At 61.3% G+C, this 26042-nt stretch carries 26 protein-coding genes; 17 read left to right on the top strand and 9 right to left on the bottom strand.

The genetic code is table 11. The features are described 5' to 3' along the window. Nucleotides 1–145: 145 nt before the first annotated feature. A complete protein-coding gene (locus AMC88_RS09285; RefSeq protein WP_012483584.1) occupies nucleotides 146–349 on the bottom strand; it encodes a CsbD family protein in 204 nt (67 codons plus the stop codon). A 138-nt stretch (nucleotides 350–487) separates the two neighbouring features. Next, nucleotides 488–667, bottom strand: a complete 180-nt coding sequence (locus tag AMC88_RS34015; RefSeq protein WP_080515646.1) for a hypothetical protein — start codon at nucleotides 665–667, stop codon at nucleotides 488–490. A gap of 297 nt (nucleotides 668–964) precedes the next feature. On the opposite strand from AMC88_RS34015, the gene AMC88_RS09280 reads away from it, so the two are divergent. The 4 genes from AMC88_RS09280 to AMC88_RS09265 all read left to right on the top strand — a co-directional run bounded on the left by AMC88_RS09280 (nucleotide 965) and on the right by AMC88_RS09265 (nucleotide 3078). After that, the gene (locus AMC88_RS09280; protein ID WP_237353174.1) at nucleotides 965–1174 is read left to right on the top strand and encodes a hypothetical protein; all 210 of its coding nucleotides are present in this window, start codon (nucleotides 965–967) and stop codon (nucleotides 1172–1174) included. Beyond that, nucleotides 1171–1440 carry a hypothetical protein gene (locus AMC88_RS09275; protein ID WP_010012218.1) on the top strand — a complete coding sequence of 90 codons (270 nt, stop codon included), beginning with the start codon at nucleotides 1171–1173 and terminating at the stop codon, nucleotides 1438–1440. Before AMC88_RS09280 ends, AMC88_RS09275 begins: the two co-directional genes overlap by 4 nt. Before the next feature lie 194 nt (nucleotides 1441–1634). Then, nucleotides 1635–2555, top strand: a complete 921-nt coding sequence (locus tag AMC88_RS09270; RefSeq protein WP_012483582.1) for a membrane protein — start codon at nucleotides 1635–1637, stop codon at nucleotides 2553–2555. A 163-nt stretch (nucleotides 2556–2718) separates the two neighbouring features. Beyond that, nucleotides 2719–3078 (top strand): low affinity iron permease family protein, encoded by a 360-nt coding sequence (locus AMC88_RS09265; RefSeq protein ID WP_010012699.1) that lies wholly within the window; start codon nucleotides 2719–2721, stop codon nucleotides 3076–3078. An 11-nt stretch (nucleotides 3079–3089) separates the two neighbouring features. Here the strand turns inward: AMC88_RS09265 and AMC88_RS09260 are convergent, their stop codons facing one another. Together AMC88_RS09260 and AMC88_RS09255 are read right to left on the bottom strand one after the other, a co-directional pair. Further along, a complete protein-coding gene (locus AMC88_RS09260; protein WP_012483581.1) occupies nucleotides 3090–3494 on the bottom strand; it encodes a low affinity iron permease family protein in 405 nt (134 codons plus the stop codon). Between the two features lie 214 nt (nucleotides 3495–3708). Further along, on the bottom strand, nucleotides 3709–4008 hold the full coding sequence (locus AMC88_RS09255) for a DUF6074 family protein (protein ID WP_004671291.1): 300 nt from the start codon (nucleotides 4006–4008) through the stop codon (nucleotides 3709–3711). A 192-nt stretch (nucleotides 4009–4200) separates the two neighbouring features. Between AMC88_RS09255 and AMC88_RS09250 the strand changes: the two genes are divergently transcribed. Next, nucleotides 4201–5469, top strand: coding sequence for a glycerate kinase type-2 family protein (locus AMC88_RS09250; protein ID WP_012483580.1), 1269 nt, complete (start codon nucleotides 4201–4203; stop codon nucleotides 5467–5469). A gap of 12 nt (nucleotides 5470–5481) precedes the next feature. Here the strand turns inward: AMC88_RS09250 and AMC88_RS09245 are convergent, their stop codons facing one another. Continuing rightward, nucleotides 5482–6435 (bottom strand): NAD-dependent epimerase/dehydratase family protein, encoded by a 954-nt coding sequence (locus tag AMC88_RS09245; RefSeq protein ID WP_012483579.1) that lies wholly within the window; start codon nucleotides 6433–6435, stop codon nucleotides 5482–5484. Between the two features lie 93 nt (nucleotides 6436–6528). Further along, nucleotides 6529–7485 carry a lytic transglycosylase domain-containing protein gene (locus AMC88_RS09240; RefSeq protein ID WP_064829932.1) on the bottom strand — a complete coding sequence of 319 codons (957 nt, stop codon included), beginning with the start codon at nucleotides 7483–7485 and terminating at the stop codon, nucleotides 6529–6531. A gap of 182 nt (nucleotides 7486–7667) precedes the next feature. On the opposite strand from AMC88_RS09240, the gene AMC88_RS09235 reads away from it, so the two are divergent. After that, the gene (locus AMC88_RS09235; RefSeq protein ID WP_016732853.1) at nucleotides 7668–8237 is read left to right on the top strand and encodes a hypothetical protein; all 570 of its coding nucleotides are present in this window, start codon (nucleotides 7668–7670) and stop codon (nucleotides 8235–8237) included. Nucleotides 8238–8296: 59 nt separating this feature from the next. Here the strand turns inward: AMC88_RS09235 and AMC88_RS09230 are convergent, their stop codons facing one another. After that, complete coding sequence (locus AMC88_RS09230) at nucleotides 8297–8956, bottom strand: peroxiredoxin (RefSeq protein WP_012483577.1); 660 nt, start codon at nucleotides 8954–8956, stop codon at nucleotides 8297–8299. 548 nt (nucleotides 8957–9504) lie between these two features. Between AMC88_RS09230 and AMC88_RS09220 the strand changes: the two genes are divergently transcribed. The 6 genes from AMC88_RS09220 to AMC88_RS09195 all read left to right on the top strand — a co-directional run bounded on the left by AMC88_RS09220 (nucleotide 9505) and on the right by AMC88_RS09195 (nucleotide 18510). Continuing rightward, nucleotides 9505–10092 (top strand): ANTAR domain-containing response regulator, encoded by a 588-nt coding sequence (locus AMC88_RS09220; RefSeq protein WP_064825174.1) that lies wholly within the window; start codon nucleotides 9505–9507, stop codon nucleotides 10090–10092. A 34-nt stretch (nucleotides 10093–10126) separates the two neighbouring features. Next, nucleotides 10127–11410, top strand: a complete 1284-nt coding sequence (locus AMC88_RS09215; protein ID WP_170960104.1) for a CmpA/NrtA family ABC transporter substrate-binding protein — start codon at nucleotides 10127–10129, stop codon at nucleotides 11408–11410. Nucleotides 11411–11802: 392 nt separating this feature from the next. After that, nucleotides 11803–13044: an MFS transporter gene (locus AMC88_RS09210; protein WP_012483573.1), complete on the top strand. Its 1242-nt coding sequence runs from the start codon at nucleotides 11803–11805 to the stop codon at nucleotides 13042–13044. An 18-nt stretch (nucleotides 13045–13062) separates the two neighbouring features. Continuing rightward, entirely contained in the window at nucleotides 13063–15513 is a 2451-nt protein-coding gene (gene nirB / locus AMC88_RS09205; RefSeq protein WP_064829931.1) for a nitrite reductase large subunit NirB, read from the top strand. 4 nt (nucleotides 15514–15517) lie between these two features. Next, nucleotides 15518–15853: a nitrite reductase small subunit NirD gene (gene nirD, locus AMC88_RS09200; RefSeq protein WP_096478234.1), complete on the top strand. Its 336-nt coding sequence runs from the start codon at nucleotides 15518–15520 to the stop codon at nucleotides 15851–15853. After that, nucleotides 15853–18510, top strand: a complete 2658-nt coding sequence (locus AMC88_RS09195; RefSeq protein WP_064829930.1) for a nitrate reductase — start codon at nucleotides 15853–15855, stop codon at nucleotides 18508–18510. Before nirD ends, AMC88_RS09195 begins: the two co-directional genes overlap by 1 nt. Before the next feature lie 26 nt (nucleotides 18511–18536). Here the strand turns inward: AMC88_RS09195 and AMC88_RS09190 are convergent, their stop codons facing one another. After that, the gene (locus tag AMC88_RS09190) at nucleotides 18537–19217 is read right to left on the bottom strand and encodes an HAD-IA family hydrolase (RefSeq protein ID WP_170960103.1); all 681 of its coding nucleotides are present in this window, start codon (nucleotides 19215–19217) and stop codon (nucleotides 18537–18539) included. Nucleotides 19218–19628: 411 nt separating this feature from the next. Here AMC88_RS09190 and AMC88_RS09185 point away from each other — a divergent pair, with 411 nt between their 5' ends. The 5 genes from AMC88_RS09185 (at nucleotide 19629) to AMC88_RS09165 (ending at nucleotide 25131) form a co-directional block, all read left to right on the top strand. Next, complete coding sequence (locus AMC88_RS09185; protein ID WP_009997973.1) at nucleotides 19629–19955, top strand: hypothetical protein; 327 nt, start codon at nucleotides 19629–19631, stop codon at nucleotides 19953–19955. 188 nt (nucleotides 19956–20143) lie between these two features. Further along, nucleotides 20144–21592, top strand: coding sequence for a cryptochrome/photolyase family protein (locus tag AMC88_RS09180; protein ID WP_064825168.1), 1449 nt, complete (start codon nucleotides 20144–20146; stop codon nucleotides 21590–21592). Continuing rightward, on the top strand, nucleotides 21589–22926 hold the full coding sequence (locus AMC88_RS09175) for an NAD(P)/FAD-dependent oxidoreductase (RefSeq protein ID WP_064825167.1): 1338 nt from the start codon (nucleotides 21589–21591) through the stop codon (nucleotides 22924–22926). The genes AMC88_RS09180 and AMC88_RS09175 overlap by 4 nt, the downstream gene beginning before the upstream one ends. After that, a complete protein-coding gene (locus AMC88_RS09170; protein ID WP_064825166.1) occupies nucleotides 22923–23774 on the top strand; it encodes a DUF1365 domain-containing protein in 852 nt (283 codons plus the stop codon). The genes AMC88_RS09175 and AMC88_RS09170 overlap by 4 nt, the downstream gene beginning before the upstream one ends. A 97-nt stretch (nucleotides 23775–23871) precedes the next feature. Further along, a complete protein-coding gene (locus AMC88_RS09165; protein WP_064825165.1) occupies nucleotides 23872–25131 on the top strand; it encodes an SAM-dependent methyltransferase in 1260 nt (419 codons plus the stop codon). Here AMC88_RS09165 and AMC88_RS09160 read toward each other — a convergent pair whose 3' ends face one another. Then, nucleotides 25132–25965, bottom strand: a complete 834-nt coding sequence (locus AMC88_RS09160) for an SDR family NAD(P)-dependent oxidoreductase (RefSeq protein ID WP_010016258.1) — start codon at nucleotides 25963–25965, stop codon at nucleotides 25132–25134. Nucleotides 25966–26042 lie beyond the last annotated feature (77 nt).

Below are 26042 nucleotides of genomic sequence, written 5' to 3'. Positions count from 1 at the left end.
TCGGCGCGAACGGTCGCGCCGACCTTTCTTTTTATCCAAAGGCCGTTCTGTGGCTACTGCCGATAATCCCCGTGCCGGCCCGATATCTTAATCTGCTGGCGTCGGGGTGCTAAACCGACGGAATCCCCTGCCCGGTGTATGCAGATTACCAAGTCTGGCGACTACACCAGTCGTCTATATCCTTCTTAGTACGGTCTTTCTCGTAGCCGTAGCGCTCCTGGATCTTGCCTTCGAGCTGATCGCGCTTACCATCGATGACGTCAAGGTCATCGTCGGTCAGCTTCCCCCACTGCTCCTTGACCTTACCTTTCGCCTGTTTCCAGTTACCTTCCACGCGATTCCAATCCATGGTTATTTCCTCCTATCGTTAGATAAGAGGAACGGAGTCGAGCGATAAGTGTTCCGCTTCGTCGGGCAGCCAACCATTGCAGAGCCGACATTTGTCCAAAGGTCAGGGCCGGGATCAGATTTGGAACCGGGACATCGTCTAATAGCTGCACGAACGTCCATCACCGGGTCGGAAGCCATCGGCACAGGCCGGGTTCATCGAGTCTCCCGGCTGATATGAGGACGCCGAGCCATAGGAATTCGGCGCCGTCGAGCAGGCGGAGGCGATAGCGGCAAGAGTGATTGCTCCGGCGGCTGCAAATAACCGAAATCTGTTCATCGATGTTTCTCCCATTTCCGCTGTGACCGAGCCACGAGAGCCCCCCAGGAAATCGGGAGAGTTCCCAGAGCCCATCGCGGCGCATCATCCTGGCCCTAAAGATATAGGCGCTCTCTCAACCGACGTTAGTTCCAGCCGCGCAGATTCTCGCCGTCCGCTAGACATTTGCGTGCGAGCAGCCGCTTTGGTTGCTCTCTGCAGCATCGCAAGTCCTGCTTGACTTGAACGGCAACCAGAACATAATAGGAACATCGGCGCAGACAAAACCTGGTTGGAGTTCTGAAGGAGATCGAGGTCGTGCGTCCTGAAGCAGCTGAGAAAGTGGCAGAAGAAGCGTTGAGAGGAGAAGTCGACGCAGTCGTCGCTTTTCACGATGGCGACATTCGTGCCGCCCTCACGACGCTGCTGCTGGATTGCCATCATCTGCGACTTCAGCTTGCCCTCAGCGATAAGGGCATGAGCCGCGGCATGACAGCTGAGCGGACAACCGGTGTCGAAGGGATATGAAACATCGTCGCGGCATCGGACTGGCGCCCCCCGATCACCATGCTGTCGAAATCGACACGGTGACGCTGACGACCCTACCGCAATGGTACGTCATTTACGCCCGTTGCCGCGCATGCCAGCGCCAAACGCTGATCGAGCGGCGGGACGTTGCCCGTCGCGGTAGCCGCGACCTGTCTCTCGCCGAACTGGCCAAGCGCCTCAAATGCCGGCGATGCGGCAACCGTTCCGGCAATCTGCTGTTCCTCGAGATGCAGCCTCGCGATTGAAGAGATCGCACGTTCCAAAGCTACTCTGCGTCGGTCGGGAACAAACACCGTGCAGAAAAGTTGTGTGGCACCAACCACGTAACGTCGACTTTGACAGGAGGTCTCTCATGGGTCGCGGTATTCTACTTTGGCTGCTCGGTGTCCCACTGCCGATCATCATACTTCTGGCTTTGTTTATGCGATAGGAGCGGATCATGTCGGTCTCAACGACAGGTTCCGGAGAGGTTGTTGCTCCGGTTGAATCCTCAAAATCCGCCATGACATGGGGACCTATCTTCGGCGGGGCGGCCGCCGCTATCGGCGTGACCCTCATCCTTCTGCTTCTGGGATCGGGGCTCGGGCTGACGATGGTGTCGCCCTGGTCGGGGCAAAGCAGCTCGCTCGGCACACTTGGCGTCACGGCGGCGATCTGGCTCGTGCTCGTGCAATGGCTCTCCTCCGCTCTCGGGGGCTATGTTACCGGGCGGCTGCGCACAAAATGGGCTGCGGTCCACACCGACGAAGTTTTCTTCCGCGACACCGCCCATGGTTTCATAAGCTGGGCACTGGCGACGATCTTTGTCGCCGGTTTCCTTGCGTCGTCGCTGACATCGCTCGCCAGCGCCGGCGCACAGGCGGTGGGATCGACCGCGCAAGCCGTCGGATCGACTGCCGCTGCCGCCGGCACGGCAGCAGCGGCGTCGGCAACATCGCCCCTGGATCTGCCCACCGCCTATTTCACCGACGCCTTGCTGCGTCCTGATCAGACGCGTGCGGCAGCGCCATCGAACGATGCTGCGGCAACATCGGAAGTCTCGCGCATCCTCCTCAACGGCGCCGCCGAGGGGCAAATTCCTGATGACGACAAGGCCTATCTTGCCTCCATCGTCGCTGCGCGGACCGGTCTTTCCGAAGCCGATGCGCGCGCCCGCGTCGACACCGTGCTGAAGCGTATCGACGATGCCAAGGTCGCCACGCAGAAAGCCGCCGACGAGGCACGCAAGGCCGCCTCCACCACGGCCCTGCTCGGATCCCTGTCACTTCTGGTCGGCGCTTTCATCGCCGCGGCAGCCGCGGCTTTCGGCGGATCACAACGCGATGAAGAGGAAGATCTCATCGTGACTTCCAGGATCTAGAGAACGAATCGAACGGGGGCGAGCTCGGCGCTGCGCCCTCGTTTTCTTTGGCACATCGGCTGACATCGACTGGCGGCAACGGGGCGACCGCCTTTATGAAATGGCTCAATGGACACCGCGCGGTTCTGCGCCATCTTCTCCTACAGGGGCTGTGGAGAGCCGTATGCGCTGGCGCTTTCGACGAATTTCCGACCTGCTCGTTTGCTGGACAGGGCATCGCGCGATGCCGGTCGCGCTGATCGCATTGGCTGTCACATGGACAGCAGTCGGCCTGAACTTTTCCTTTCCACGACAGTGGTTTTTGCTGACCAACATGGCGGGGACACTCACCACATTCTTTATTTTGCTGCTGCTGCAACAGTCTCAGAATCGAGACATGAAAGCGCTTCACACCAAGCTCGACGAACTGATCCGATCGAGCGAAGCAGGAAACCATTGGATTTCGGCGGAAAAGAAAGACGCTGACGCGATTGAAGGCATGCGCCAGCAACATCAAGAGCAGATTTCGGAGGAGCGGGCTTGAGAGCGATGCGTTTAAATTGACGTCTCGGCGGCGGATCGTTCTTCCGCTTCCTCCTCCATGTGTTCAGCCTTTTCAGCCAGGGTCTTGCTCATTTCCCGGAGTTCGCCCTCGTCCAGCTTCTCGATACCGACAAATTTATTGGCGGCCTGGCTTGTCAGAATGAGCTCATCAAGCTTGGCCTGCAGAGCCTTGCCGTCGCGGTTCTGGCTGTTCTGCAACACAAACACCATAAGGAAAGTGATGATCGTGGTCGTCGTGTTGATCACCAGCTGCCAAGTTTCGGAATAATCGAAAAAGGGTCCGGAAACCGCCCAGACAAGCACGAGCATCAGGGCTGCAACAAAGGTGAACGGCCTTCCCGACAGCTCGGCGACGGCGGTTGCGAAGGAAGAGAAGAAGTTGGATTTGTTGGACATTTAAGAGGACTCCCGCAGCGTCAATGCTGTCAATCGACAACATCAACTCCATATCTGCGCGGAAGTTCCTTATGCGCTCCAGACCGGCGACGGCGCCCTCACTCCGCCAGATTGCCACTCAGGCGGACTGCCGCGGACTTCATGCATAAAGTGCGGCTTAACTCTTGGTTTTTGGCTGCTCCAGAAACAGCCGCATGTTTTCGGGCGCCACGCGTCAGCGTTTTTGAGATTTGGCGACAGCCCGCTTTTGATGGCTAAGGACGAGCTCGATCTGGACATCCTGCTGAAACTCCAGCACCTGCTGACGGACATCGCTCTCCGCAATGCCCGCGGCCAACAACTGGTCGGCCAGCCTGCGGCATTCGGCCTTCCAGAATTCGATCGCGTCCGCACCATGACGCCGGCCGAGTTCTCGGGCGCAGCGCTCGATATTGGCGATTCCGGTTGCGGAGGGAAAGGCAATGACCTTGCCTTCATGAGAGGCGGCAGGGCGGCGGGTCGTTTCAGTAGCCATCGAACACAGGTTTCCTTTGATCCTATGTGTTGTCTACGGGACGATGGTTAATGCTTTCTATTCGTTTGCCTGGTTCGACGGCAAGACTTGGCGCCGCGTGGTCACATCGCACTGTCTTCGACCTTGACGGCGGCCCGCCGATGCGCCGACAGTCTCGGTCGTGACCGACACCTCAGCCAGCAGAGACCAATGATGACAATAACCGCCGCCCCTCGCGACTTCCTGAAAAGCCTGTTCGACGCGGCGGTTCGCGCCGCCGATCCGTTGACCGGCATAAAGGCCCGCCTGCCGGAGAAGCCGAAAGGCAGAACCGTGGTGATCGGCGCCGGCAAGGGCGCGGCGCAGATGGCCCAAGCGCTCGAAAGCGTCTGGGACGGACCGCTCGAGGGACTGGTGGTCACCCGATACGGCTACGGCTGCGACACGCGCCACACCGAGATCATCGAGGCGGCTCACCCGGTGCCCGATGCGGCGGGGCTTGCTGCGGCAAGGCGGTTGATGGAAACGGTGAACCAGCTGACGGAAGACGATCTGGTGATTGCTCTCGTCTGCGGCGGCGGCTCGGCGCTGCTACCCGCCCCGCCGGAGAGACTGACCCTTGAAGACGAGATTGCACTCAACGAAATGCTGCTTGCTTCGGGCGCGCCGATCTCGGCGATGAATGTCGTGCGCAAGCATCTCTCCACCATCAAAGGCGGCAGACTTGCGGCGGCGACGAAAGCGAGGGTCGTCAGCCTGATCGTGTCCGACATTCCGGGCGACAATCCCGCCCATGTCGCCTCCGGGCCGACCGTGCCCGACGGCTCAACTCGGCACGAGGCCCTCGAGATCATCAGGCAGTACGGTTTGCAGCTGCCGCAAGCCGCCCTCGATCATCTGAACTCGCCGAAAGCCGATGCGCCTCGTCCAGACGATCCGGTGTTTTCCCGGCACGAGCATCACATCATTGCCTCGGCCGGCGTATCGCTGGAGGCAGCGGCCGCCCAGGCGAAAGAGCAAGGGATCGAAGCGGCGATCCTTTCCGATGCGATCGAGGGTGAATCGCGCGACGTGGCGCTGGTGCATGCGGCGATCGCCCGCGAGGTGCTCGGTCGGAACAGGCCTTTTTCGAAGCCGGTCGTCATCCTGTCCGGCGGCGAGACGACGGTGACGCTCCGGGGCAAGGGCGGCAAGGGCGGGCGCAACGGCGAGTTCGCGCTCGCCATGGCGCTCGCGATCGACGGACAGCAGGACATTCATGTCCTTGCCGCCGACACGGACGGCATCGACGGCTCGGAAGACAATGCCGGCGCCTTTGCCGACGGCGGCACAGTCAAGCGCCTTCGCACCGCCGGGCTCGACGCGCGCCGGCTGCTTGACGGCAATGACAGCTATTCGGGCTTTGCTGCCGTCGGCGACCTCTTCGAAACGGGGCCGACCGGCACCAACGTCAATGATTTCAGAGCCATTCTGATCGGTTAAGACCCGGCCGGATCACGCCGTGATCCGCCCCTGCCCGACAAGCCAGCCGACCGATTCCTGCACCGCCTGCAGCGACGTATATCGCGGCGCATAATGGAGCAGGCGTCGGGCTTTGGCGATCGAGCAATTCGGACTACGGGCAATATGCTCCCATGTCGCCTCCGCATCCTCGGCCGTTTGGCCTTCGGCCCAGACGTCGAACGGCGCGAAGGTGAGGTTCGGTTCTCGCCCGAACCAGCGCGACATCGCCTCCGCATAACCGCGAAGGGTCAGGGCCTGCTCCGAAACCGCGTGGAAACTTTCTCCGATCGAGGCGTTCCAACGGGCAATTGCATCCATGAACATCGCCGCCACGTCATCGGCGTGGACGTGGTGAACGGTCTCCAGGCCGAAATTGGGCAGGGCCAGGGTTTCGCCGCGGGCAAGGGTCGAGAAGACCTCCAGGTTGAAATTGCCGGCCGGATTGAGCGGCGCCCATCCGGTGCCGACAATGTGGCCAGGGTGAATGATGGTTGCCGGGAAGCCGTGCAGTCGTGCCTGCTGCAGCAGATAGGTTTCGATCGCCGCCTTCTGGATACCATAATCACCGAAGGGAGACTTCGGCGCTTCCTCCCGTGTCGGCACTGTCGTGGGGTAACCATGCGTCCAGATCGTGCCGGTGTGCAGGAAGTGGCCGACATGCCCGGACAAGGCCGTCACCAGTTGCTCGGCACTTTCCAGCGTGAAGCAGATCATGTCGATGATGATATCGGCCTTCAATGCGCGCACGGCTTTGCCGAATTCGCCGGCCCGCTCCATCCCGGACCGATCCATCTGGCGCTGGTCGACGGAGGCCCAGGCGTGGTTTTCCCTATAAGGCTTCGCCGCGCCGCGGCTGATGGTGACGACGTCGTGCCCCGCCTCCACCAGACGCGGAACAAGATAGGTTCCGACATGGCCCGTCGCCCCGATGACCAAAACCCGCATTGTGGTTCCTCCCTTGGCATGATCCGCACCGACTATGCTGCGCCGACCCAAGATCCTGCAAGAGGAGTTTCCCCGGAGTGGCTAACCGCCCGGCTATTGATTCTTGAAAACCAGACAGGTGCCACCGCGCCGGCGGATCTGGTTGCAGACGTCGTTGGCTTCCATGCGCGTCTGCCGGGCGATGCGGGCGACATAACGCGGACGGAAACCGAAGCTGCGGTCGCGCTGGCGCAGGATCAGCGGCTGCTCCGCATCCAGGGGTGAAGGCAGATCCTGCACGGCATCGAGAAACAGGCGCCGGGCCACCGCTACATCGGCATTCGCGGCCAGCTGAACGCCCCAGGGCGCCCAGTTGCCCTCCTGACGCCAGGGCGTATCCTTCAACCTCCGCCTTTCGGCGAGCGCCACGCAGCCATCGAGGAAGGGCTTGTCCTTATCGAGCGGGGCTGCCGCATTCTCCGGCGGGTTATCCTTCCATTCCTCGACCGTATGGGCAGTGATCGCCATCACATAACCCCGCGTCTCGTAAGGTAATCTGCCTGACGCGAGGTAAGCGGCAAGGCCGTTTTCGCCGGCATTATAGGCGGCTGCGGCAAGTCCGAGATTGCCGAACCGATTTCGCAACTCGTCGAGATACTGCGCCGATTTCCTGAGCGCTTCCAACACCTGATAGCTGTCTTCGAGGCGGCGCAGTTTCGCAGTTCCGGGCATGAACTGCGCAATTCCCTGCGCTCCCTTGAAGCTGACGGCATCGGGGCGAAAGGTGCTCTCACGCCAGATGAGACGGGCGAAATAATCCGGCGGCAGTCGATTGGCGCTGGCGAAATGCTCGATCGCGACGCAGAGATCGCGATTGAAACTGTCCTTGCGGATGCAGAGCGTCTCATCCGGTCCCGCCGCCGACGGTCCAGAATAAAGGCAGGCAGGCTCGGCGGCACTCCCTTCCGGTTGGGCCTTCGGCGCACCTATCGCACAAAACAGAAAACAGAGCGAAAGCAGCGCCTTCGCCAGGCTTCTCCCCATGTCGGACTGACGCTTTCGCCCTATCATTGGATCTCGGCAGGTTCGACTTCCATCGCGACGCCGATCTTAGATACCATCAATCTAGGCGCGACGCTTCCCCATTTGGCGCGGACGGTCTGAGCTTTCCAATTTTCGGCTTTCATGCGAAAAAGCGCTCGCAGCCGACGACGATCTATTAGACGCCCCGGCCACCAGAGTGGAGACTAAACATGGGTGTGACTAAGATCGCTATAGGCGCAATACTGCTGGGCACCATTCACCCCGTTTCAGCTTTTGCGGTAAACGCCGAACACGCGACGGCAGCGGGTCCTCTAGCGAATCATGACGATGCGGTCATCAATACGTTTCAGGTGATGTGCACGCTTGAGCCCGAAAATTTTGAACGTATCAGCGCCACAGCGCAGGCGATGTCCATGCGGAAGTCAACGGATAAGACGGAAAAGCAAACTGCAGACATCACGCGTCATCTCGAAGTCTTTGAAGGAACTCTCACTACTGGTCGCTTCAGCTTGCTTCTCGAGAAGATCAGCGGTCCCGCTATCAACGCCACAAACTGCGGAGTGGCATCAAATACACAGGACAAACGCGCATTTTTTGATGACATGGTCAGAACTCTTCACCTGAGCCAGAGCGGCTCCACACGAACCAGCCTAAATGGCAATCCGCTGACAACGTGGGACGATGTTTACGGCCCTCACACATTTCTCGATTTCACAGACCTCAGGGGGAGCAATGGCGTTCTGGTCCAGTTGTTGGATGCGCCAGCGAAACCTGAATAGCCCTGATCACAAAAAAGCCGCCGGGCCAATGGCCACGGCGGCGGGCTTCACAGCAGCGATCAGGCCGACGGCTGCTTCGTCTTTCTCAGATACGGCAGCACCGTATCGAAGGAGCCGAAGCGCGTGATCGCGTCTTCGTTGGACACCGCGGCGGTGATGATGACGTCCTCGCCCTGATTCCAGTTCGCCGGCGTCGCCACCTGGTGCTTTGCCGTCAGCTGGATGGAATCGATGGCGCGCAGGATCTCGTTGAAATTCCGGCCGGTCGTCATCGGGTAGGTCAGGATCAGCTTGATCTTCTTGTCAGGGCCGATGATGAAAACCGAGCGCACCGTCGCGTTGTCGGCAGGCGTGCGGCCTTCCGAGCTCTCGCCGGCGCCGGCCGGCAGCATGTCGTAGAGCTTGGCGACCTTGAGATCCTTGTCGCCGATCAGCGGATATTCGACGTCGAAGCCGGTAGCCGTCTTGATGTCGCCCTTCCACTTGGCATGGCTTTCCACAGGATCGACCGAGATGCCGATGATCTTGGCGCCACGCTTGGAAAATTCGCCCGCCAGGCCGGCCATGGCGCCGAGCTCGGTGGTGCAGACGGGCGTGAAATTCTTCGGATGCGAGAACAGAACCGCCCAGCCGTTGCCGATCCACTCATGGAAACTGATCGGTCCCTGCGTGGTATCGGCAGTAAAATCGGGGGCAATATCGTTGATACGCAAGCTCATGGTCGGCCCTCCAAAGCCTTGTGTTAAATGTCGTTCATCTCAAATCGAGGGTATGGAATCCGTCCGCCGGAAGCGGTCGTGAGATTACGATGATCAGGATCGCGCCCGCCCACAGTAACAGCTTCCCATCCCAGGATTTTAACTAGGTTATATATCACGATAACCGAAGGCATGCTCTTTCGATTTCCGGCCCGGCGCCGCATTATTTTTTCCCGCGGGCGCACAATGAAAGGGGTCAAAAGCAGGCGCAACCGCCGCCCGCGCTCAGGCAGCCTGGATGATCTGATCCTGTCGATGCCGCCGACAGTCGGCGAAATCGTCCTGGACGCTTTGAGCACCCTTCTGCCATTCCTCGAAAACTTCCACCGTCTCATCGACTACCTCCAAAGATGACAGTATCGACGCCAGCCTTGGATGGGCTTAGAATGCGTGTGTCTATACTGCGCCCGAAAGCGGCAGTTTGATCATTTTTTGTGCATACCTATTTATGCACACTTTTCAGGCGGGCGCGCTTGCCAAAATTGCTGCAGTGCGTCATGAATATAGCAATGACGCATCTCGATCTGACGATTCTGGTGATCGACGAAAATGCCATTCGCGCCTCGATCATCGAAGAAGGGCTGCGCGAGGCAGGGCATGCGCGCGTCACCGTGGTGCATGAGGTCAACGGCATCGCGCGCACCATCGAAACGCTGATGCCTGACGTGATCATCATCGATATCGAAAATCCCAACCGCGACATGATGGAGCATCTGTTCCAACTGACGCGTACGGTCAGCCGGCCGATCGCCATGTTCGTCGATCGCTCCGACACGGCCTCGATCGAGGCAGCCGTCGATGCCGGGGTCTCCGCCTATATCGTCGACGGACTGAAGAAGGAACGCGTCAAACCGATCCTCGACATGGCCGTCAGCCGCTTCAACGCCTTCAGCCGATTGCGGCGGGAGCTTGCCGATGCCCGTTCGGCGCTGGAGGAGCGCAAGCTCATCGAGCGCGCCAAGGGCATATTGATGAAGAAACGCGGCTTGAGCGAGGAAGAGGCCTTCGCCCTGCTACGCCAGACGGCGATGAACGAGAAGAAGAAGATGTCCGAAATCGCCCAAAGCGTTGTCACCGCCGCGGGACTTTTGATGTGATGGCGCGCCTCCTAAATTTCCGGAGGAAACCGGAGTGGACATGATCACAAAGACCGCCAGTTCCAGCGGCGGGCTGCCCTCGCCCGCGTATATCAACAATGAAGGCCCGAAAGTGCTGCGGGCCGGCTTCATTCCGCTCGTCGACGCATCGGTGCTGATCGCGGCAGCGGAATTCGGCTTCGCGCAGAAGGAAGGCCTGACGCTCGATCTCGTCAAGGACGTCTCCTGGGCAAACGTGCGCGATCGCCTGGCATTCCGCCAATTCGATATCGCCCACATGCTGTCGCCGATGCCGGTCGCTTCCATGCTCGGCCTCGGCTCCAATCCCTCGCCGACAATCACGCCGTTTTCCCTTGGGCGCGGCGGCAATGCGATCACGCTGTCGGCGCGGCTCTTCGACAGGATGCGGGACGACGCCGGATTGCCGGAAACGGCAAGCGCACTGGATAACGCCTATGCTCTGGCAAAAACGATCGCGGCGATAAAGGCGCGCAGCGAGCCGCTGCCGACCTTCGGGGTCACCTATCCCTTCTCCTCGCACAATTACGAATTCCGCTACTGGCTGGCGGCCGGCGGCATCGATCCCGACAAGGACGTCAAACTTGTCGTCGTGCCGCCGCCACTGACATCGGATGCGCTGGCAGCCGGGGCGATCGACGGCTTCTGCGTCGGTGCGCCCTGGAACATGGTCGCCTCGGAGCGCGGTCTCGGCCGCATCGTTGCCGCCAAACAGGATATCTGGCCGTCGGCGCCGGAAAAGGTGATCGGCATGCGGCCGGATTGGGCGGAAAGTCATCCGGAGACTGTTTCCCGGCTGATCGTGGCGCTCGACGCGGCAGCCCGCTGGTGCGACCTGCCGGACAATCACGACGCGCTGGCCGCCGCCCTTGCCGATCCACGTTATATTGCTGCTCCCGTCGATATCATTCGCCGCGTTCTCGCCGGCGAATTCAGCCTCGATGCTAGAGGAAACCGGCGCATCATCGCCGATTATTTCCAGTTTCATTCCGGCTTCGCCAACTACCCCCGGCCGAGCCATGCGCTTTGGATCTACAGCCAGATGATCCGCTGGGGACAGGCCGAGGCCAGCCTCAACAAGGCGCGCGCCGCCGCATCCGCCTACCGCCCGGATCTCTATCGCACGGCGCTCGGCGACGAAAACGCGCCCGAGGACGCCGATATCCGCATCGAAGGCAATGACGAGGGCGACCGCTTCATGGATGGCCACGTCTTCGATCCGACGGAACTGCCGGACTATGTCGCAAGCTTTGCCGTCAAAAGCGCCCTGCCCTTCGCTTCCCACAGCGATGAGACCTGATCCCTGCCGGCCTGCACAAAACGCCAGCAAAATTCGACGCCCGCCATCACCGCAACGCACAAAAGATTTGCACGATTTTTGGCAGCCGCAAAAACGAGCAGATGGCCAGATTTAAAAATACCGTTTAAATTCAATAATTTAAAATAAAAACCCAAACTGGCATGCAGCTTGCAGGGATACTATCGCACAGATCAATGGCGATCAGCGCAGTATGAGGGCCCGCTAGGCGCTCCCAGAAGACCATAAATTCGGCGTCCAACGGCGGGCGCCCCCAGCAAAGCCGCTGATCAGGATATTTCGCGCACCTCGTGCATGCGCAACCTGACCAGCGGCTTTTTGTTTTTAACCCCCAGCGATGGATCGGCGCGACCTTGTCGGGCCACGGAGAAGCCATGTCTGTCATCGAGAAAGTGCCGCCCATGTCTGCCGGCGAACCAGCCAAAGCACTGTGGATCTCCACGGTCGCCTTCACCCTCTGTTTCGCCGTCTGGACGATCTTTGCGATCATCGGCATCCGTATCAAGCAGGAGCTCAACCTGAATGAGGCCGAGTTCGGCTTGCTGATCGGCACCCCGGTTCTGACCGGTTCGCTCGTGCGCATCGTCCTCGGCATCTGGACGGGGCGTTATGGCGGCCGTCTCGTTTACACGCTGACGATGCTTGCCGCCGCAGTGGCGACCTTCCTGCTCTCCTACGCCCATACATACACGCAGATGCTGATCGCCGGCCTCGGCGTCGGGCTTGCCGGCGGCTCCTTCGCGGTCGGCGTCGCCTATGTCTCGCCTTTCTTCCCCGCGGAGAAGCAAGGAACGGCGCTCGGCATCTTCGGCGCTGGCAATGTCGGCGCGGCTGTCACCAAATTCGCCGCTCCCTTCGTACTGCTCGCCTGGGGCTGGCAGGCGGTTGCCGAAATCTGGGCCGTCTGTCTGGCGCTGATGGCTATCGTCTTCTGGTTCACCACGACTGACGATCCGGCCTTCCGTCTGCGCCGCGAGCGCGGCGTTGCCTCCAAGAGCCTCGCCCAGGAATTCGCACCGCTGCAGAACGTTCAGGTCTGGCGCTTCTCGCTCTACTATTTCTTCGCCTTCGGCGGCTTCGTCGCCCTGTCGCTGTGGCTGCCGCGCTACCTGGTCGGCGTCTACGGCTTCAACCTCGAAACTGCCGGCATGATCGCGGCGGCCTACTCGATCCCGGGCAGCATCTTCCGCGCCTTCGGCGGTGTGCTGTCGGATAAGAAGGGTGCACGCAGCGTCATGTATGCGATGTTTGCCGTCTCGGCCGTGGCCACCCTCATCCTGTCGCTGCCGGCCGCGACCATCACACCTGTGATCTTCATCGTCGTCATCTTCGTGCTCGGCTTCTTCATGAGCCTCGGCAAGGCCGCCGTCTATAAGCACATTCCGGCCTATTATCCCGACAGCGTCGGCGCCGTCGGCGGCATCGTCGGCATGATGGGCGGTCTCGGCGGCTTCATCCTGCCGATCGCCTTCGGCCTCCTCAAGGACATGACCGGCCTCTGGTCCAGCTGCTTCCTGCTGCTTTTCGCAATCGTCGCGATCTCGCTGATCTGGATGCACCTGTCCGTCAAGCAACTGTCGCGTCAAGGGCACTCGGCGCCCGTGGCTGCAACCTAATCCAAGGGACTTGAACGTATGACCGAAAAACTCGTCATCATCGGCAATGGCATGGCGCCCGGGCGCATGCTGGAGCACCTCTTCGAACGGGCGCCCGGACGCTATGAAGTCACGATCTTCAATGCCGAGCCGCGCGTCAATTACGACCGTATCATGCTGTCGCCGGTCCTCTCGGGCGAGAAGGACTACGAGCAGATCATCATTCACGGTGACGGCTGGTACATCAAGCATGGCATCATGCTCTACAAGGGCCACAAGATCATCAACATCGATCGTGATGCCAAGACGGTCACCTCCGACCATGGCGTTACTGAAAGTTATGACAAGCTGGTGATCGCCACCGGCTCCGTGCCCTTCATCATCCCGGTTCCCGGCAAGGATCTGCCCGGCGTCATCACCTATCGCGATCTCGACGACGTGCAGGCCATGCTGCTTGCCGCCCAGTCGCGCGAAAAGGCGGTCGTCATCGGCGGCGGTCTGCTTGGCCTCGAAGCGGCGGCCGGCCTCGCCCAGCGCGGCATGGACGTCACCGTTCTGCACGTCATGCCGACGCTGATGGAGCGCCAGCTCGATCCCGCCGCCGGTTATCTCCTGCAGAAGGCGGTCGAGGAACGCGGCATCAAGGTCATCTGCAAGGCCAATACCAAGGCGATCATCGGCAATGGCAAGGTCGAGGGCATCGAGCTCGACGACGGCCGCATCATCCCGGCAACCCTCGTCGTCATGGCCGTCGGCATTCGTCCGAGCGTCGGCCTGGCGAAGGACGCCGGCCTTGCGGTCAATCGCGGCATCGTCGTCGATGCCGGCATGCAGACCTCGGACGGCGATATCTTTGCGCTCGGCGAATGCGCCGAGGTGGGCGGCATGGTCTATGGCCTCGTCGCGCCGCTTTACGAAATGGCTCGCATCGCCGCCGCGCATCTCTCCGGCGACCGTTCGCCGGCTTTCGTGCATGCGGACACGCCGACCAAGCTCAAGGTCACCGGCATCGAACTCTATTCGCTCGGCGATTTCGCCGACGGCGATGACCGCGAGGAGATCGTGCTGCGCGATGCCAGCGCCGGCGTCTACAAGCGCCTCGTGCTGAAGGACAACAAGATCATCGGCACGGTGCTCTACGGCGAGACCGCCGACGGCGCCTGGTTTAATGATCTGAAGAAGAAAGCGACCGATATTTCGGAGATGCGCGAGACGCTGATCTTCGGTCAGGCCTACCAGGGAGGGTCGCCGCTGGACCCTATGGCGGCCGTTGCAGCCTTGCCGGATGACGCGGAAATCTGTGGCTGCAACGGCGTATGCAAGGGCAAGATCACCTCGACGATCACGAGCAAAGGGCTGACGTCGCTCGACGACGTGCGCGCCCATACCAAGGCCTCGGCCTCGTGCGGCTCCTGCACCGGGCTCGTCGAACAGCTGATGGCGCTGACGCTCGGCGACGGCTACAATCCGGCCGCCGTGCAGCCGATGTGCACCTGCACCGAACTCGGCCACGACGACGTTCGCCGCCTGATCAAGGCAAAGGGTCTAAAGAGCATTCCCGCCGTCATGCAGGAATTGGAATGGAAGACCTCCTGCGGCTGCGCCAAGTGTCGCCCGGCGCTCAACTATTACCTCGTCTGTGACTGGCCGGACGAATATGCCGATGACTACCAGTCGCGTTTCATCAATGAGCGCGTCCACGCCAACATCCAGAAGGACGGCACCTACTCCGTCGTGCCGCGCATGTGGGGCGGCGTCACCAATTCGAATGAGCTGCGCGCCATCGCCGATGTCGTCGACAAGTTCGAAATCCCGATGGTCAAGGTCACGGGCGGCCAGCGCATCGACCTGCTCGGCATCGAGAAGGAAGACCTGCCCGCCGTCTGGGCCGATCTCGGCAAGGCCGGCTTCGTCTCCGGCCAGGCCTATGCCAAGGGCCTGCGTACGGTCAAAACCTGCGTTGGCTCCGACTGGTGCCGGTTCGGCACCCAGGATTCCACCGGTCTCGGCATCCGCATCGAGAAATTCATGTGGGGCTCGTGGACGCCGGCCAAGCTGAAAATGGCCGTGTCGGGCTGCCCGCGCAATTGTGCCGAAGCAACCTGCAAAGATATCGGGGTGATCTGCGTCGATTCCGGTTTCGAAATCCATTTTGCCGGAGCGGCCGGTCTCGACATCAAGGGCACCGAGGTGCTCGGCCTGGTGAAGACCGAGGATGAGGCGCTGGAGCACATTGTGGCGCTGACGCAGATGTACCGCGAGCAGGCCCGCTATCTCGAGCGCATCTACAAATGGGCCAAGCGCGTCGGCCTGGAGGAAATCCGCCGCCAGATCATGGGCGATGCCGAAAAGCGCAAGGCCTATTACGAGCGCTTCGTCTTCAGCCAGAAATTTGCCCAGGTCGATCCCTGGTCGGAGCGCGTCTCCGGCAAGGACAAACACGAATTCAAGCCGATGGCGACGATCGGCTATCCGCAGGCAGCCGAATAAGGAGATGGACATGAACTGGATCGCAATCGGTGACATCTCCGATATTCCCCTGCGCGGCGCACGCTGCGTGAAGACGCCGCAGGGCAAGATCGCCGTCTTCCGCACGGCCGAAAACGAGGTCTTCGCCATCGAGGATCACTGCCCGCACAAGGGCGGCCCGCTTTCCCAGGGCATCGTGCATGCCAAGGCGGTCACCTGCCCGCTGCACAATTGGGTGATCTCACTCGAAACCGGCAAGGCGCTCGGCGCCGACGAGGGCGAGGTGCGGACCATACCGGTCCGCACCGAGGACGGCGCCCTGTTCATCGCGCTGGAAAGCCTGTTGATGGCGGCTGAATAATGGCGGCTGAGGTCAAGACCACCTGCCCCTATTGCGGCGTCGGCTGCGGCGTCATCGCCACCGTCGACGAGGCCGGCGCCGTCAGCGTCAAGGGAGATCCCGAGCATCCGTCGAATTTCGGCCGGCTCTGCTCGAAGGGTTCGGCGCTGGCCGAAACCATCGATCTCGACGGCCGGCTTCTTTATCCCGAAATCGCAGGCGCGCGCAGCGGCTGGGACGAGGCACTCGATCTGGTCGCCCAGCGCTTTTCCGAAACGATCGCCGAACACGGGCCTGATTCCGTCGCCTTCTACGTCTCCGGCCAGTTGCTGACCGAAGATTACTACCTCGCCAACAAGCTGATGAAGGGCTTCATCGGCTCGGCCAATATCGACACCAATTCCAGGCTCTGCATGTCCTCGTCCGTGGCCGGCCATCGCCGCGCCTTCGGCGCCGATACCGTGCCAGGGACCTATGAGGATATCGAACTTGCGGATCTGGTCGTGCTCACCGGCTCCAACCTCGCCTGGTGTCATCCCGTCATCTATCAGCGGCTGGCCGCGGCAAAGGCGGCGCGGCCGAACATGCGGATCGTCGTCATCGATCCGCGCCGGACGATGACATGCGATATCGCCGACCTGCATCTGGCCATCCGCCCGGATGGCGACGTCGCGCTGTTCATGGGGCTGCTTGCCCATCTCGCCACAAGCTCTGCGATCGACCAGAACTATATCGCCTCCCATACGGAAGGTTTCGCCGGCGCCTTTGCGGCCGCCGCAGCACTTGATATCAACGATCTGCTCGAACGGACCGGCCTGCCGGTCATGCAGATTCGCGAATTCTTCCGCCTGTTCGAGACGACATCGAAGGTCGTCACCTGCTACAGCCAGGGCGTCAACCAATCCTCGTCCGGCACCGATAAGGTCAATGCCATCCTCAACTGCCATCTGGCGACCGGCCGCATCGGCCGCCCAGGCATGGGCCCCTTCTCGCTGACCGGCCAGCCGAACGCCATGGGCGGGCGCGAAGTGGGCGGTCTCGCCAACATGCTCGCCGCCCATATGGCAATCGAAAATCCTGAAGACCGCGACCGCGTTCAGCGCTTTTGGGGATCGCCGGTCATCGCATCAAAACCCGGTTTGAAAGCGGTCGACATGTTTCGCGCCGTCGCCGACGGGCGCATCAAGGCGCTCTGGATCATGGCCACCAATCCTGTTGTTTCGATGCCGGATGCGAACAGCGTCGAAAGCGCAATCGCCGCCTGTCCCTTCGTCGTCGTCTCCGACATTCTGCGAGAGACGGATACGGCCCGGCACGCGCATGTGCTTTTGCCCTCGCTCGGCTGGGGCGAGAAGGACGGCACCGTTACCAATTCCGAACGGCGCATTTCCAGGCAGCGGCCGTTTCTCGGCATATCAGGCGATGCGAAGGCCGACTGGTGGCAGCTCGCCGAGGTCGGGCGCCGCATGGGATTTGCCGCCGCCTTCGACTTCGATGCGCCGGCCGAAATCTTCGCCGAACACGCCGCCCTTTCCGCCTTCGAAAACAACGGCAGCCGCGACTTCGACATCGGCGCCCGCGCCGACATGACCGGCGCCGCCTATTACGAACTGTCGCCCTTCCAATGGCCGCAGGCGGCAGGCAGCTCGCCCGGCGTCACCCGCTTCTTCGCCGATGGCGGTTTCTACCATGCCGACGGCAAGGCACGCTTCGTCGCGGTGGAACCGCCCGCAACCGATCGCACCAATGCCGACTTCCCCTTCACGCTGAATACCGGGCGCATCCGCGACCAGTGGCACACGATGACGCGAACCGGAAAGAGCGCCAGGCTTTCCGCCCATATCGCCGAACCCTTTGCCGAGATCCATCCGCGCGATGCGATCGACGCCGGCATATCGAGCGCCGGTCTCGTCGAGATCGACAGCCCGCACGGCCAGGCGATCGTCCGGGCCCTGGTGACCGATCGCCAGGCGCGCGGCGGCATTTTCGCACCGATGCATTGGAACGACCAGTTCGCGGCAAAAGGACGGATCGACGCGCTTGTCGCGCCGATCACCGACCCTTTTTCCGGTCAACCGGCGTCGAAAAACGTTGCCGTCGCCGTTCGCCCCTTCCGCGCCACCCATTACGGTTTCGCCGTTTCGGCCGTCAAACCGGCCATGCCTGACGCGGCCTATTGGGCGCTGGCGAAGGCCGTCGGCGGCTGGAGGCTGGAACTTGCCTTCTCCGAAGCCGTCGACGACTGGGTGGCCTGGTGCCGCGCGGTTTTCGCCATTCCCGACGAAATCGAACCGCTGGGCTATGCCGACCGGCAGACCGGCGACCTCAGGCTTGCATTCTTCGACGGCGAAACGCTGCTTGCCGCCCTGTTCCTTGCACGAGAGCCGGTCGCCGTCGCGCGCAATTGGGCGATCTCGCAGCTTTCCGTCGCGCACGGCGATCTGAGGAAACGCTTTGCGCTCGTTGCTGGTCGTCCCGGGGCTGGCAGGCCGGATCCGGGTGCGACCGTATGCTCCTGCTTCAGCGTCGGGGTCAACCAGATCGCCGCTGCCGTGCGCGGCGGATGCCACAGCGTCGAGGCCGTCGGCAAGGAAACGAGCGCCGGAACCAATTGCGGCTCCTGCCGCAGCGAAATCGGCCGGATCATTGATCGCTGTCTTGCCGCGGCCGCGGAGTGAAAGGCAGGAAACCGAAATGCGGCCTGCTATAAGGCCGCGTTCGAGACGACGAGCATTTTATGGTCGTCCGAGATGCGGACCGAGATCTGATCATAGGATGGGAGGGTCGGGTGACGTGTCTCCATCTTGTGGTGATGGGTAGCCGTAACGACCATGACATCGGCGCCTGCGGCCTCTCCAGCGGCGATGCCGGCAGCAACATCCTCGAACACCAGGCAATCCTCCGAACTGACACCGAGGCGTTCGGCACCGAGGATATAACATTGCGGATTGGGTTTTCCGACCGTCACATCCTCGGCCGTCACCATGAACCTCGGCCGCGGCAAACCTGCCGCCTCCAGCCGCCGGTGCGCCAGACGCAAGGGTGAAGAGGTGACGATCGCCCAGCGATCCGGCGGCAGCGAGCTCAGGAAAGCCGCCGCTCCTGGAATGGGAACGACGTCGCTGACATCAGCGATTTCCGCCTCGGTCACCAATTTTGCCTCATATTCGGGGTCGATGCCGGGCAGATTCAGCCGGGTAATCGTATCGATGCCGCGCGAGCCGTGCATCTTAGGCAAAAATTCTTCGACATCGAGCCCGTGACGCCGCGCCCATTCGCTCCATGCGCGCTCGGCCGCGTGAATCGAGTTGAGGATGGTGCTGTCCATATCGAACAGGAAGGCGGCATAAGGCTTCTCGAAGCCGCGGGGCATCGGCAGGGACAAAGGCGGATCCTTTTGGGAGAGCATCGGATGGTTGTCGCTATATCCGGATCAAACGGCAAATCAGCAGCTTTTGCAAGCTTTCAAGGCGACAGTCCATCTCGTGCCATGCATCAGGGGACGCAGTTTCAGCGGATCCGTCCGCGAGCAAATCCACATGGACCGGCAAGGGCGAGAGACAGAGATCTGCCGCCTCGCGAGGGGTAATGATCAATAACGCCCTTGAGCTGCGGAGCGGCGTTTCCTCATGCCACTACGGCAGGTGGGCACGCCAATCCAGCGGCTTTGCCGTTACGGTTTATCTGCAGCGATACAAGGTACGCGTGCAAAGTTTCTCAGAAATTTCGGAACAATGATTCAGAGGTGTAGTTACCCAAGGGTCATCCAAGATGAAAATCAAAGGAGGATATCCTCATGACAAGATCCCTTATCGCCGCGTCGCTGCTGGCAATCGGCATGGCATCTTCGGCCTTTGCGCAGTCGAACCCCGATCCGATCGGGCCGACGAATGGTGGCTCGACCGATCCGAGTTCGGGTAACTATTCGTCCGATTACACCAACAGCGACAACGGTATTCATCCAGTACAGGTCGCTCCGGTCGATCCGACCACGACACAGAGCATCGGCCGGCCGCAGTCCATGGAATGCCCCGGCATGCCGCAGCAGATGTCCGGCGTTGATACGCGCGGCGGTCAGAGCGGCGCATCGATCAGCGAAGCCTGCCGCGAATACGACAACTAAACAGGCAGTTCTCTCCTCCCAAAGCGCGTCGCGCGAGCGCGCGTCATGCCTGGAAAAGGCCGGTTTACGCCGGCCTTTTTTTCATGTCGCGGCAGCGGTGAAAAACTCGCCGCGCGCTGAAACTTTTAATCCGGCCCTTCCGTACATCCGTAGCAGCTTGAACGGCACACGGATGGGGAACGGCTTCATTGGCAAAGGACGCAGCAAAACCTGTCATCCTCTGGTTTCGCAAGGATTTGCGCCTTGATGACAACAAGGCGCTCAACGCCGCCCATTTTTCGGGGCGGCCGATCATTTCTCTCTACATAAGAGAGCCGGAGGCTGCAGGGACCGGTCCTTTGGGGGCGGCGCAGTCCTGGTGGCTGCACCATTCGCTGGAAGCGCTGGACGGCTCGCTGCGCAAGCGGCGCGGAGGGCTCTTGCTTGCCAGCGGCGAAGCGCTTGGAGTGCTCCGCTCCCTGATCAGGCAAAGCGACGCCGATGCCGTCTTCTGGAACCGGCGCTACGATCCGCCGGGCATCTCCATCGACGCCCACATCGAGCACGAACTGGAAAAGCAGGCGATCGAAGTGAAGAGCTTCGGCGGCCAACTGCTGCACGAACCTTCGCAGTTGATGACCGGCAGCGGCACACCCTATCGCGTCTATACGCCGTTCTGGCGCGCGCTCGAGAGATCCATCGAACCCGAGCCGCTGGACATTCCGTCGAAATTACAGCTGGCATCGAAGCTTCCCGGATCGGAAAAGTTGGAGAGCTGGAAGTTGCTGTCGACGCAGCCGGACTGGGCGAGCAATTTCGCAGATCTCTGGACGCCCGGTGAGGAAGGTGCTCAGGAAAAGCTTCGCACTTTCATTGAGGATAGGCTCGACGGCTACAAGGAAAACCGTGACTATCCGGCAAAGCCGGCAACATCGATGCTGTCGCCGCATCTGGCGCTCGGCGAGATCTCCCCTGCCCGCATCTGGGATGCGACGCGCGGCTTGTCGAAACACCTGCCGGCCGCCGACATCGTGCATTTTCGCAAGGAAATCGCCTGGCGCGACTTCTCCTATCACCTGCTCGCCCATTTCCCGCGTCTTGCGACGGCCAACTGGGAGGACCGTTTCGACCGCTTCGAATGGGGTAGCGCCGAGGAGGATTTCAATGCGTGGTCCCGCGGCATGACCGGCTATCCGATTGTCGATGCCGGCATGCGCCAGCTCTGGCGTTACGGCTGGATGCACAATCGCGTGCGGATGATCGCCGCCTCTTTCCTCATCAAGGACCTGATGGTCGACTGGCGCCACGGCGAGGCCTGGTTCCGGGATACGTTGGTCGATGCAGATCCGGCCAATAACGCGGCTAGCTGGCAATGGGTGGCGGGGTCGGGCGCGGATGCCTCGCCGTTCTTCCGCGTCTTCAATCCTGTGCTGCAGGGGGAAAAATTCGATCCCGACGGCGACTTTGTCAGGTCTCATGTGCCGGAGCTTCGGAAGCTCGACGCAAAATATATCCACCGGCCGTTCGAGGCGCCGAAGAGCGTGCTCGACGCGGCTGACGTCATCCTTGGCGAGACTTATCCGGAACCCGTCGTCGATCACGCCGGAGCCCGCAAGCGGGCGCTCGCTGCCTACAACGCCATAAGGGGCGCGGCATGAACGCGCATTTCGGTTCCACTCCGCGGCGGCTGAAAATCGCCGTCATCGGCTCCGGCATTTCCGGCGCCTCCGCAGCCTGGGCGTTGCGTGAGGTGCATCAGGTTACGCTTTACGAGAAGCAGGCGCGGCCAGGCGGCCATACGGCGACGGTCGACGTGGATTATGAAGGATTTCGGATTGCAGTCGACACCGGCTTCATCGTCTATAACGAATTGAATTACCCGAACCTGACGGCGCTCTTTGCCGAGCTCGGCGTTGCGACACATGCGAGCGACATGAGCTTCTCGCTCTCACTCGACCGCGGCAAACTGGAATGGAGCGGCGGCGGGCTCTCGTCGATCTTCGCCCAGAAGCGCAATCTGCTGCGCCCCTCGTTCCTCTGGATGATCCGCGAGATCCTGCGTTTCAATCGCACGTGTCTCGCAGATCGCGCCGCCGGCCATCTCGCCTCACGCTCGCTCGGAGACTATCTTGACTGGCGCGGCTTCTCGCCCGGCTTCACCAACAATTATCTCGTGCCGATGGCAGCAGCGATCTGGTCGACGCCATCGGCCCGCATGCTGCAGTTCCCGGCGGAGCATTTCGTCAATTTCTTCGACAATCACCGCCTGATCTACCACCGGCAGCAGCAATGGCGCACGGTGACCGGGGGTAGCCGCACCTATCTCGACCGGCTGCTCCAGCCGCTCGGCGAGCGAGTGAAACTGTCCTGCGGCGTGCGTGCAGTGACCCGCTCCGAAAATGGCGTTACGATCATCGACGAAACGGGCAGCGAACGCGCCTTCGACAAAGTGATCTTCGCCTGCCACAACGATCAGACGGCACGCCTGCTCACCAATGCCACCGGGCTCGAAAGCAGACTGCTTGCCGCCATTCCCTATCGGCCGAACCGCGTCGTCCTGCATCGCGACGAAGCGCTGATGCCGCAGCGGCGCAAGGTCTGGGCGTCATGGAACTATCTGCGCTCGAGCCATACGAATGGAATGGCGGGTGTGGCCGTCACCTACTGGATGAACCGGCTGCAGGGCATCGACCACCGATTCCCGATGTTCGTGACGCTCAATCCGGACCGCGAACCGGACCCTCGCAAGGTGTTTGCGGAATTCACTTACGAGCATCCGCAATTTTCAGCCGAGGCCATGGCGGCGCAACAGGCGCTGGCGGACATTCAGGGGGAGAACCATTGCCATTTCGCCGGCGCCTGGACGGGATACGGCTTCCACGAGGACGGGCTCGTTTCCGGCCTGGCGGCAGCCGAAGCCCTCGGCGGCGTCATACCCTGGCGGACTTCCCGAACCATCTTCCACGAACCCCGAACGGATACGGCGGCATGAGCGGGCGAGATAAAAGGCACGGTATCAGCGTGACGGAGAACGGCCCTCCGCCGGATGCCGCAGCAGCGCTCTATGTCGGCCACATCATGCATCAACGCATGAAACCCTTCGGCCATCGCTTCCGCTATCGCGTCTTCTCGCTGCTCGTCGATCTCGACAGGCTGGAGGAGGCCGGCAGCCTGTCGGCGCTGTTTTCCGTCAACCGAGGCAATCTCGTCTCGTTTCACGAACAGGATCATGCTGCTGCCGGCAGCGCGACGTTGCGCGCCTATGCCGACCGGCTGCTTGCCGAGGCCGGGCTCGAACGCGCCGAAAGCATATTGCTTGTCTGCTATCCCCGCATTCTCGGCTATGTCTTCAATCCGCTCTCCGTCTATCACGCCTATGATGGCGACGGCGCGCTCGTCGCGATGATCTACGAAGTGCGCAACACCTTCGGTGAGCGGCACAGCTACGTCTGCCCCGTGGGCCATGGCGAGCTGTCCGAAGGCGGGCTTCGCCAGAGTTGCCGTAAGCTCTTCCCCGTATCGCCTTTCGTCGGCATGGCGGCGCGCTATCATTTCCGCATGCTGCCGCCCGGCGAGCATATCCGCTGGCGGATCCTCGAAACCGATAGCGACGGCCCGCTTCTTTCGGCGACGTTCTCAGGACGGCAGGTCCCTTTGACCACCGCCTCGCTTCTCGGGCTGACAGCGCGCATCCCTTTCCTCACCTTCAAGATCATTGCCGGCATTCATTGGGAAGCGCTTAAGCTCCTGCTGAAGGGTGCGCGTTATTTCAGGCGCCCTATGCCGCCACCTGAAGTCAGCATCCACCGGCCCCGTTCGCTTGCAGATGCGCCGGAATAACATTAGCGTTTGACGCAATGGCCGGAGGCCGCCCGAGCACATCGCCCCGGATGTGTCGTCGTCCTTAACCGGCAAAAAAGGTGCTGGAGGAGGAAGGATGAACAAGGCGCAGGACCGGAATCTGCCGGCCCGGGACGCGGTGACGCTGACGGCCGAAAACATATCCCGTCTGGTGAAAGGGCTGCCGTTCAAGGCGAGGCTGGCGCTACGCGGGCTTCTGCGCATGCAACACGGCTCGCTTGCGGTTACCCTCCCCGACGGTCGCAGGCTGCTGATCGAGGGCAAAAAGGCCGGGCCGAAGGCGGCGCTCAGCCTCAACAACTGGAACCTTGCCTATCGGGCGCTGACAAGCGGCACGATCGGGGTTGCCGAAACCTATATGGACGGTGACTGGGACAGTCCTGATATCACCGCCTTCCTCGAACTTTTCCTTGTCAATGGCGAGGCCGTGCACCGCTATGCCCACGGCAAAAGCGGCGTCGGCCGCCTTGTCGAGCGTGTCCGCCACTGGATGAACGCCAACACCAAGGCGGGCTCAAAGCGCAACATCTCCGCCCATTACGATCTCGGCAATGATTTCTACCGGCAATGGCTCGATCCGAGCATGACCTATTCCTCAGCGCTTTATTCGACTGGCGCCAACGACCTGCAATCGGCCCAGAACGCCAAGTACCGCGCGCTCGCAGACGCGACCGGCATCGCGCCCGGCGACCATGTGCTGGAAATCGGCTGCGGCTGGGGCGGTTTTGCCGAATTTGCGGCCAGCGAGCTGAACTGCAAGGTAACCGGACTGACGATCAGCCGCGAGCAGCTCACCTTTGCTGAGGAGCGCATCCGCAAAGCCGGCCTCGATGATCGAGTCGAATTCCGTTTTCAGGACTACCGCGACGAGGCCGGGCTCTATGACCGGATCGTGTCGATCGAAATGTTCGAAGCGGTCGGCGAGAAATATTGGCCGTCCTACTTCTCCAAGCTCCGCCAATGCCTGAAGCCCGGGGGCAAGGCCGGGCTGCAGATCATTACCATCCGCCCCGAAGCCTTCAATCAATATCGCAGCAATCCTGACTTCATCCAAAAATATGTCTTTCCCGGCGGCATGCTGCCGACGCGCAATCATCTCGCCGAACTCGCCGGCAAGGTCGATCTGTCACTGGTCAGGGACTTCAGTTTCGGGCTTGACTATGCCCGGACGCTGGCCGAATGGCGCGAGCGCTTCCGGTCGGTCTGGGAACGCATCCGCCCGATGGGGTTCGACGAACGGTTCAAGCGGCTCTGGGAATTCTATCTGTTCTATTGCGAAGCCGGCTTCCGTGCCCGCAATATCGATGTGCGCCAGGTCGTGTTCTCGCGCAGCTGATCATTCCGCCGGATGCGGTGTCACCGGATGGCGACCCGATGAGGACGGCCGTTCGCGCCAGCCGGTTACGCGGTTTACCAGCGCGAAATAAGCGCTGTAAGGAAGCAGACGCGCCAGCTTCATCAGAGTGGTGAAACGCTTCGGGAAGGAGATCTCGAAGGCCTGCGATTTCAGACCGGCGGCGATTTGCCGGGCAGCTTCATCGGTCGAGACGAGGGCCGGCATGGGAAAGGCATTCTTTCGCGTGGCCGGCGTGTCGACGAAGCCGGGGCTGATGAGCTGGATGCGGATGCCGATCTTGTCGAGATCGAATTTCAGGCTCTCGGCCATATTAATCAGCGCGGCCTTGGTCGCGCCATAGGCGGCGCCGGTCGGCAAGCCGCCATAGCCGGTGACGGAGGAGACGATGGCAATCTGCCCCTGCCCTTTCGCCTTCATGTGGCGGATCGCCGGCAAGAGGCAGTTGACGACGCCGGAAAGATTGACGGCGAAGCTCTTTTCGAAATCGGCGCGGTGCAGGTCCTCGGCATGAACGGGCAGATAGGTGCCGGCATTGAGGATCGCCATGGCGAGCGTGCCGTGCTCGTATTCGATGGAGGCCATGGCATGTTCCATGTCCTCGGCATCGGTGACGTCACCGTCGAGGACGACGATGCTGCCGTCGAGGCCGCGGGCCTCGGCCTGCAACTCGACCAGTTTTTCATGGCTTCTGGCAGTGACAGCGACCTTGTATCCCTCGCCGGCGAGCTTCAGCGCGAGTGCCCGGCCGATCCCGGAACTCGCGCCCGATATCCAGACGATTCCATGTTCGGGACGGGCGATGAAATCACGCATGACATGTTCCTCCGGCTCAGCCTGATCAACACGAGAACAGGTCCGGAAGTTTTCATCTCCTCCCGGATTTACGGCTT

Source organism: Rhizobium phaseoli, assembly GCF_001664385.1.
GTDB lineage: Bacteria > Pseudomonadota > Alphaproteobacteria > Rhizobiales > Rhizobiaceae > Rhizobium > Rhizobium phaseoli.
This window is presented reverse-complemented; position numbering and strand designations above follow the sequence as displayed.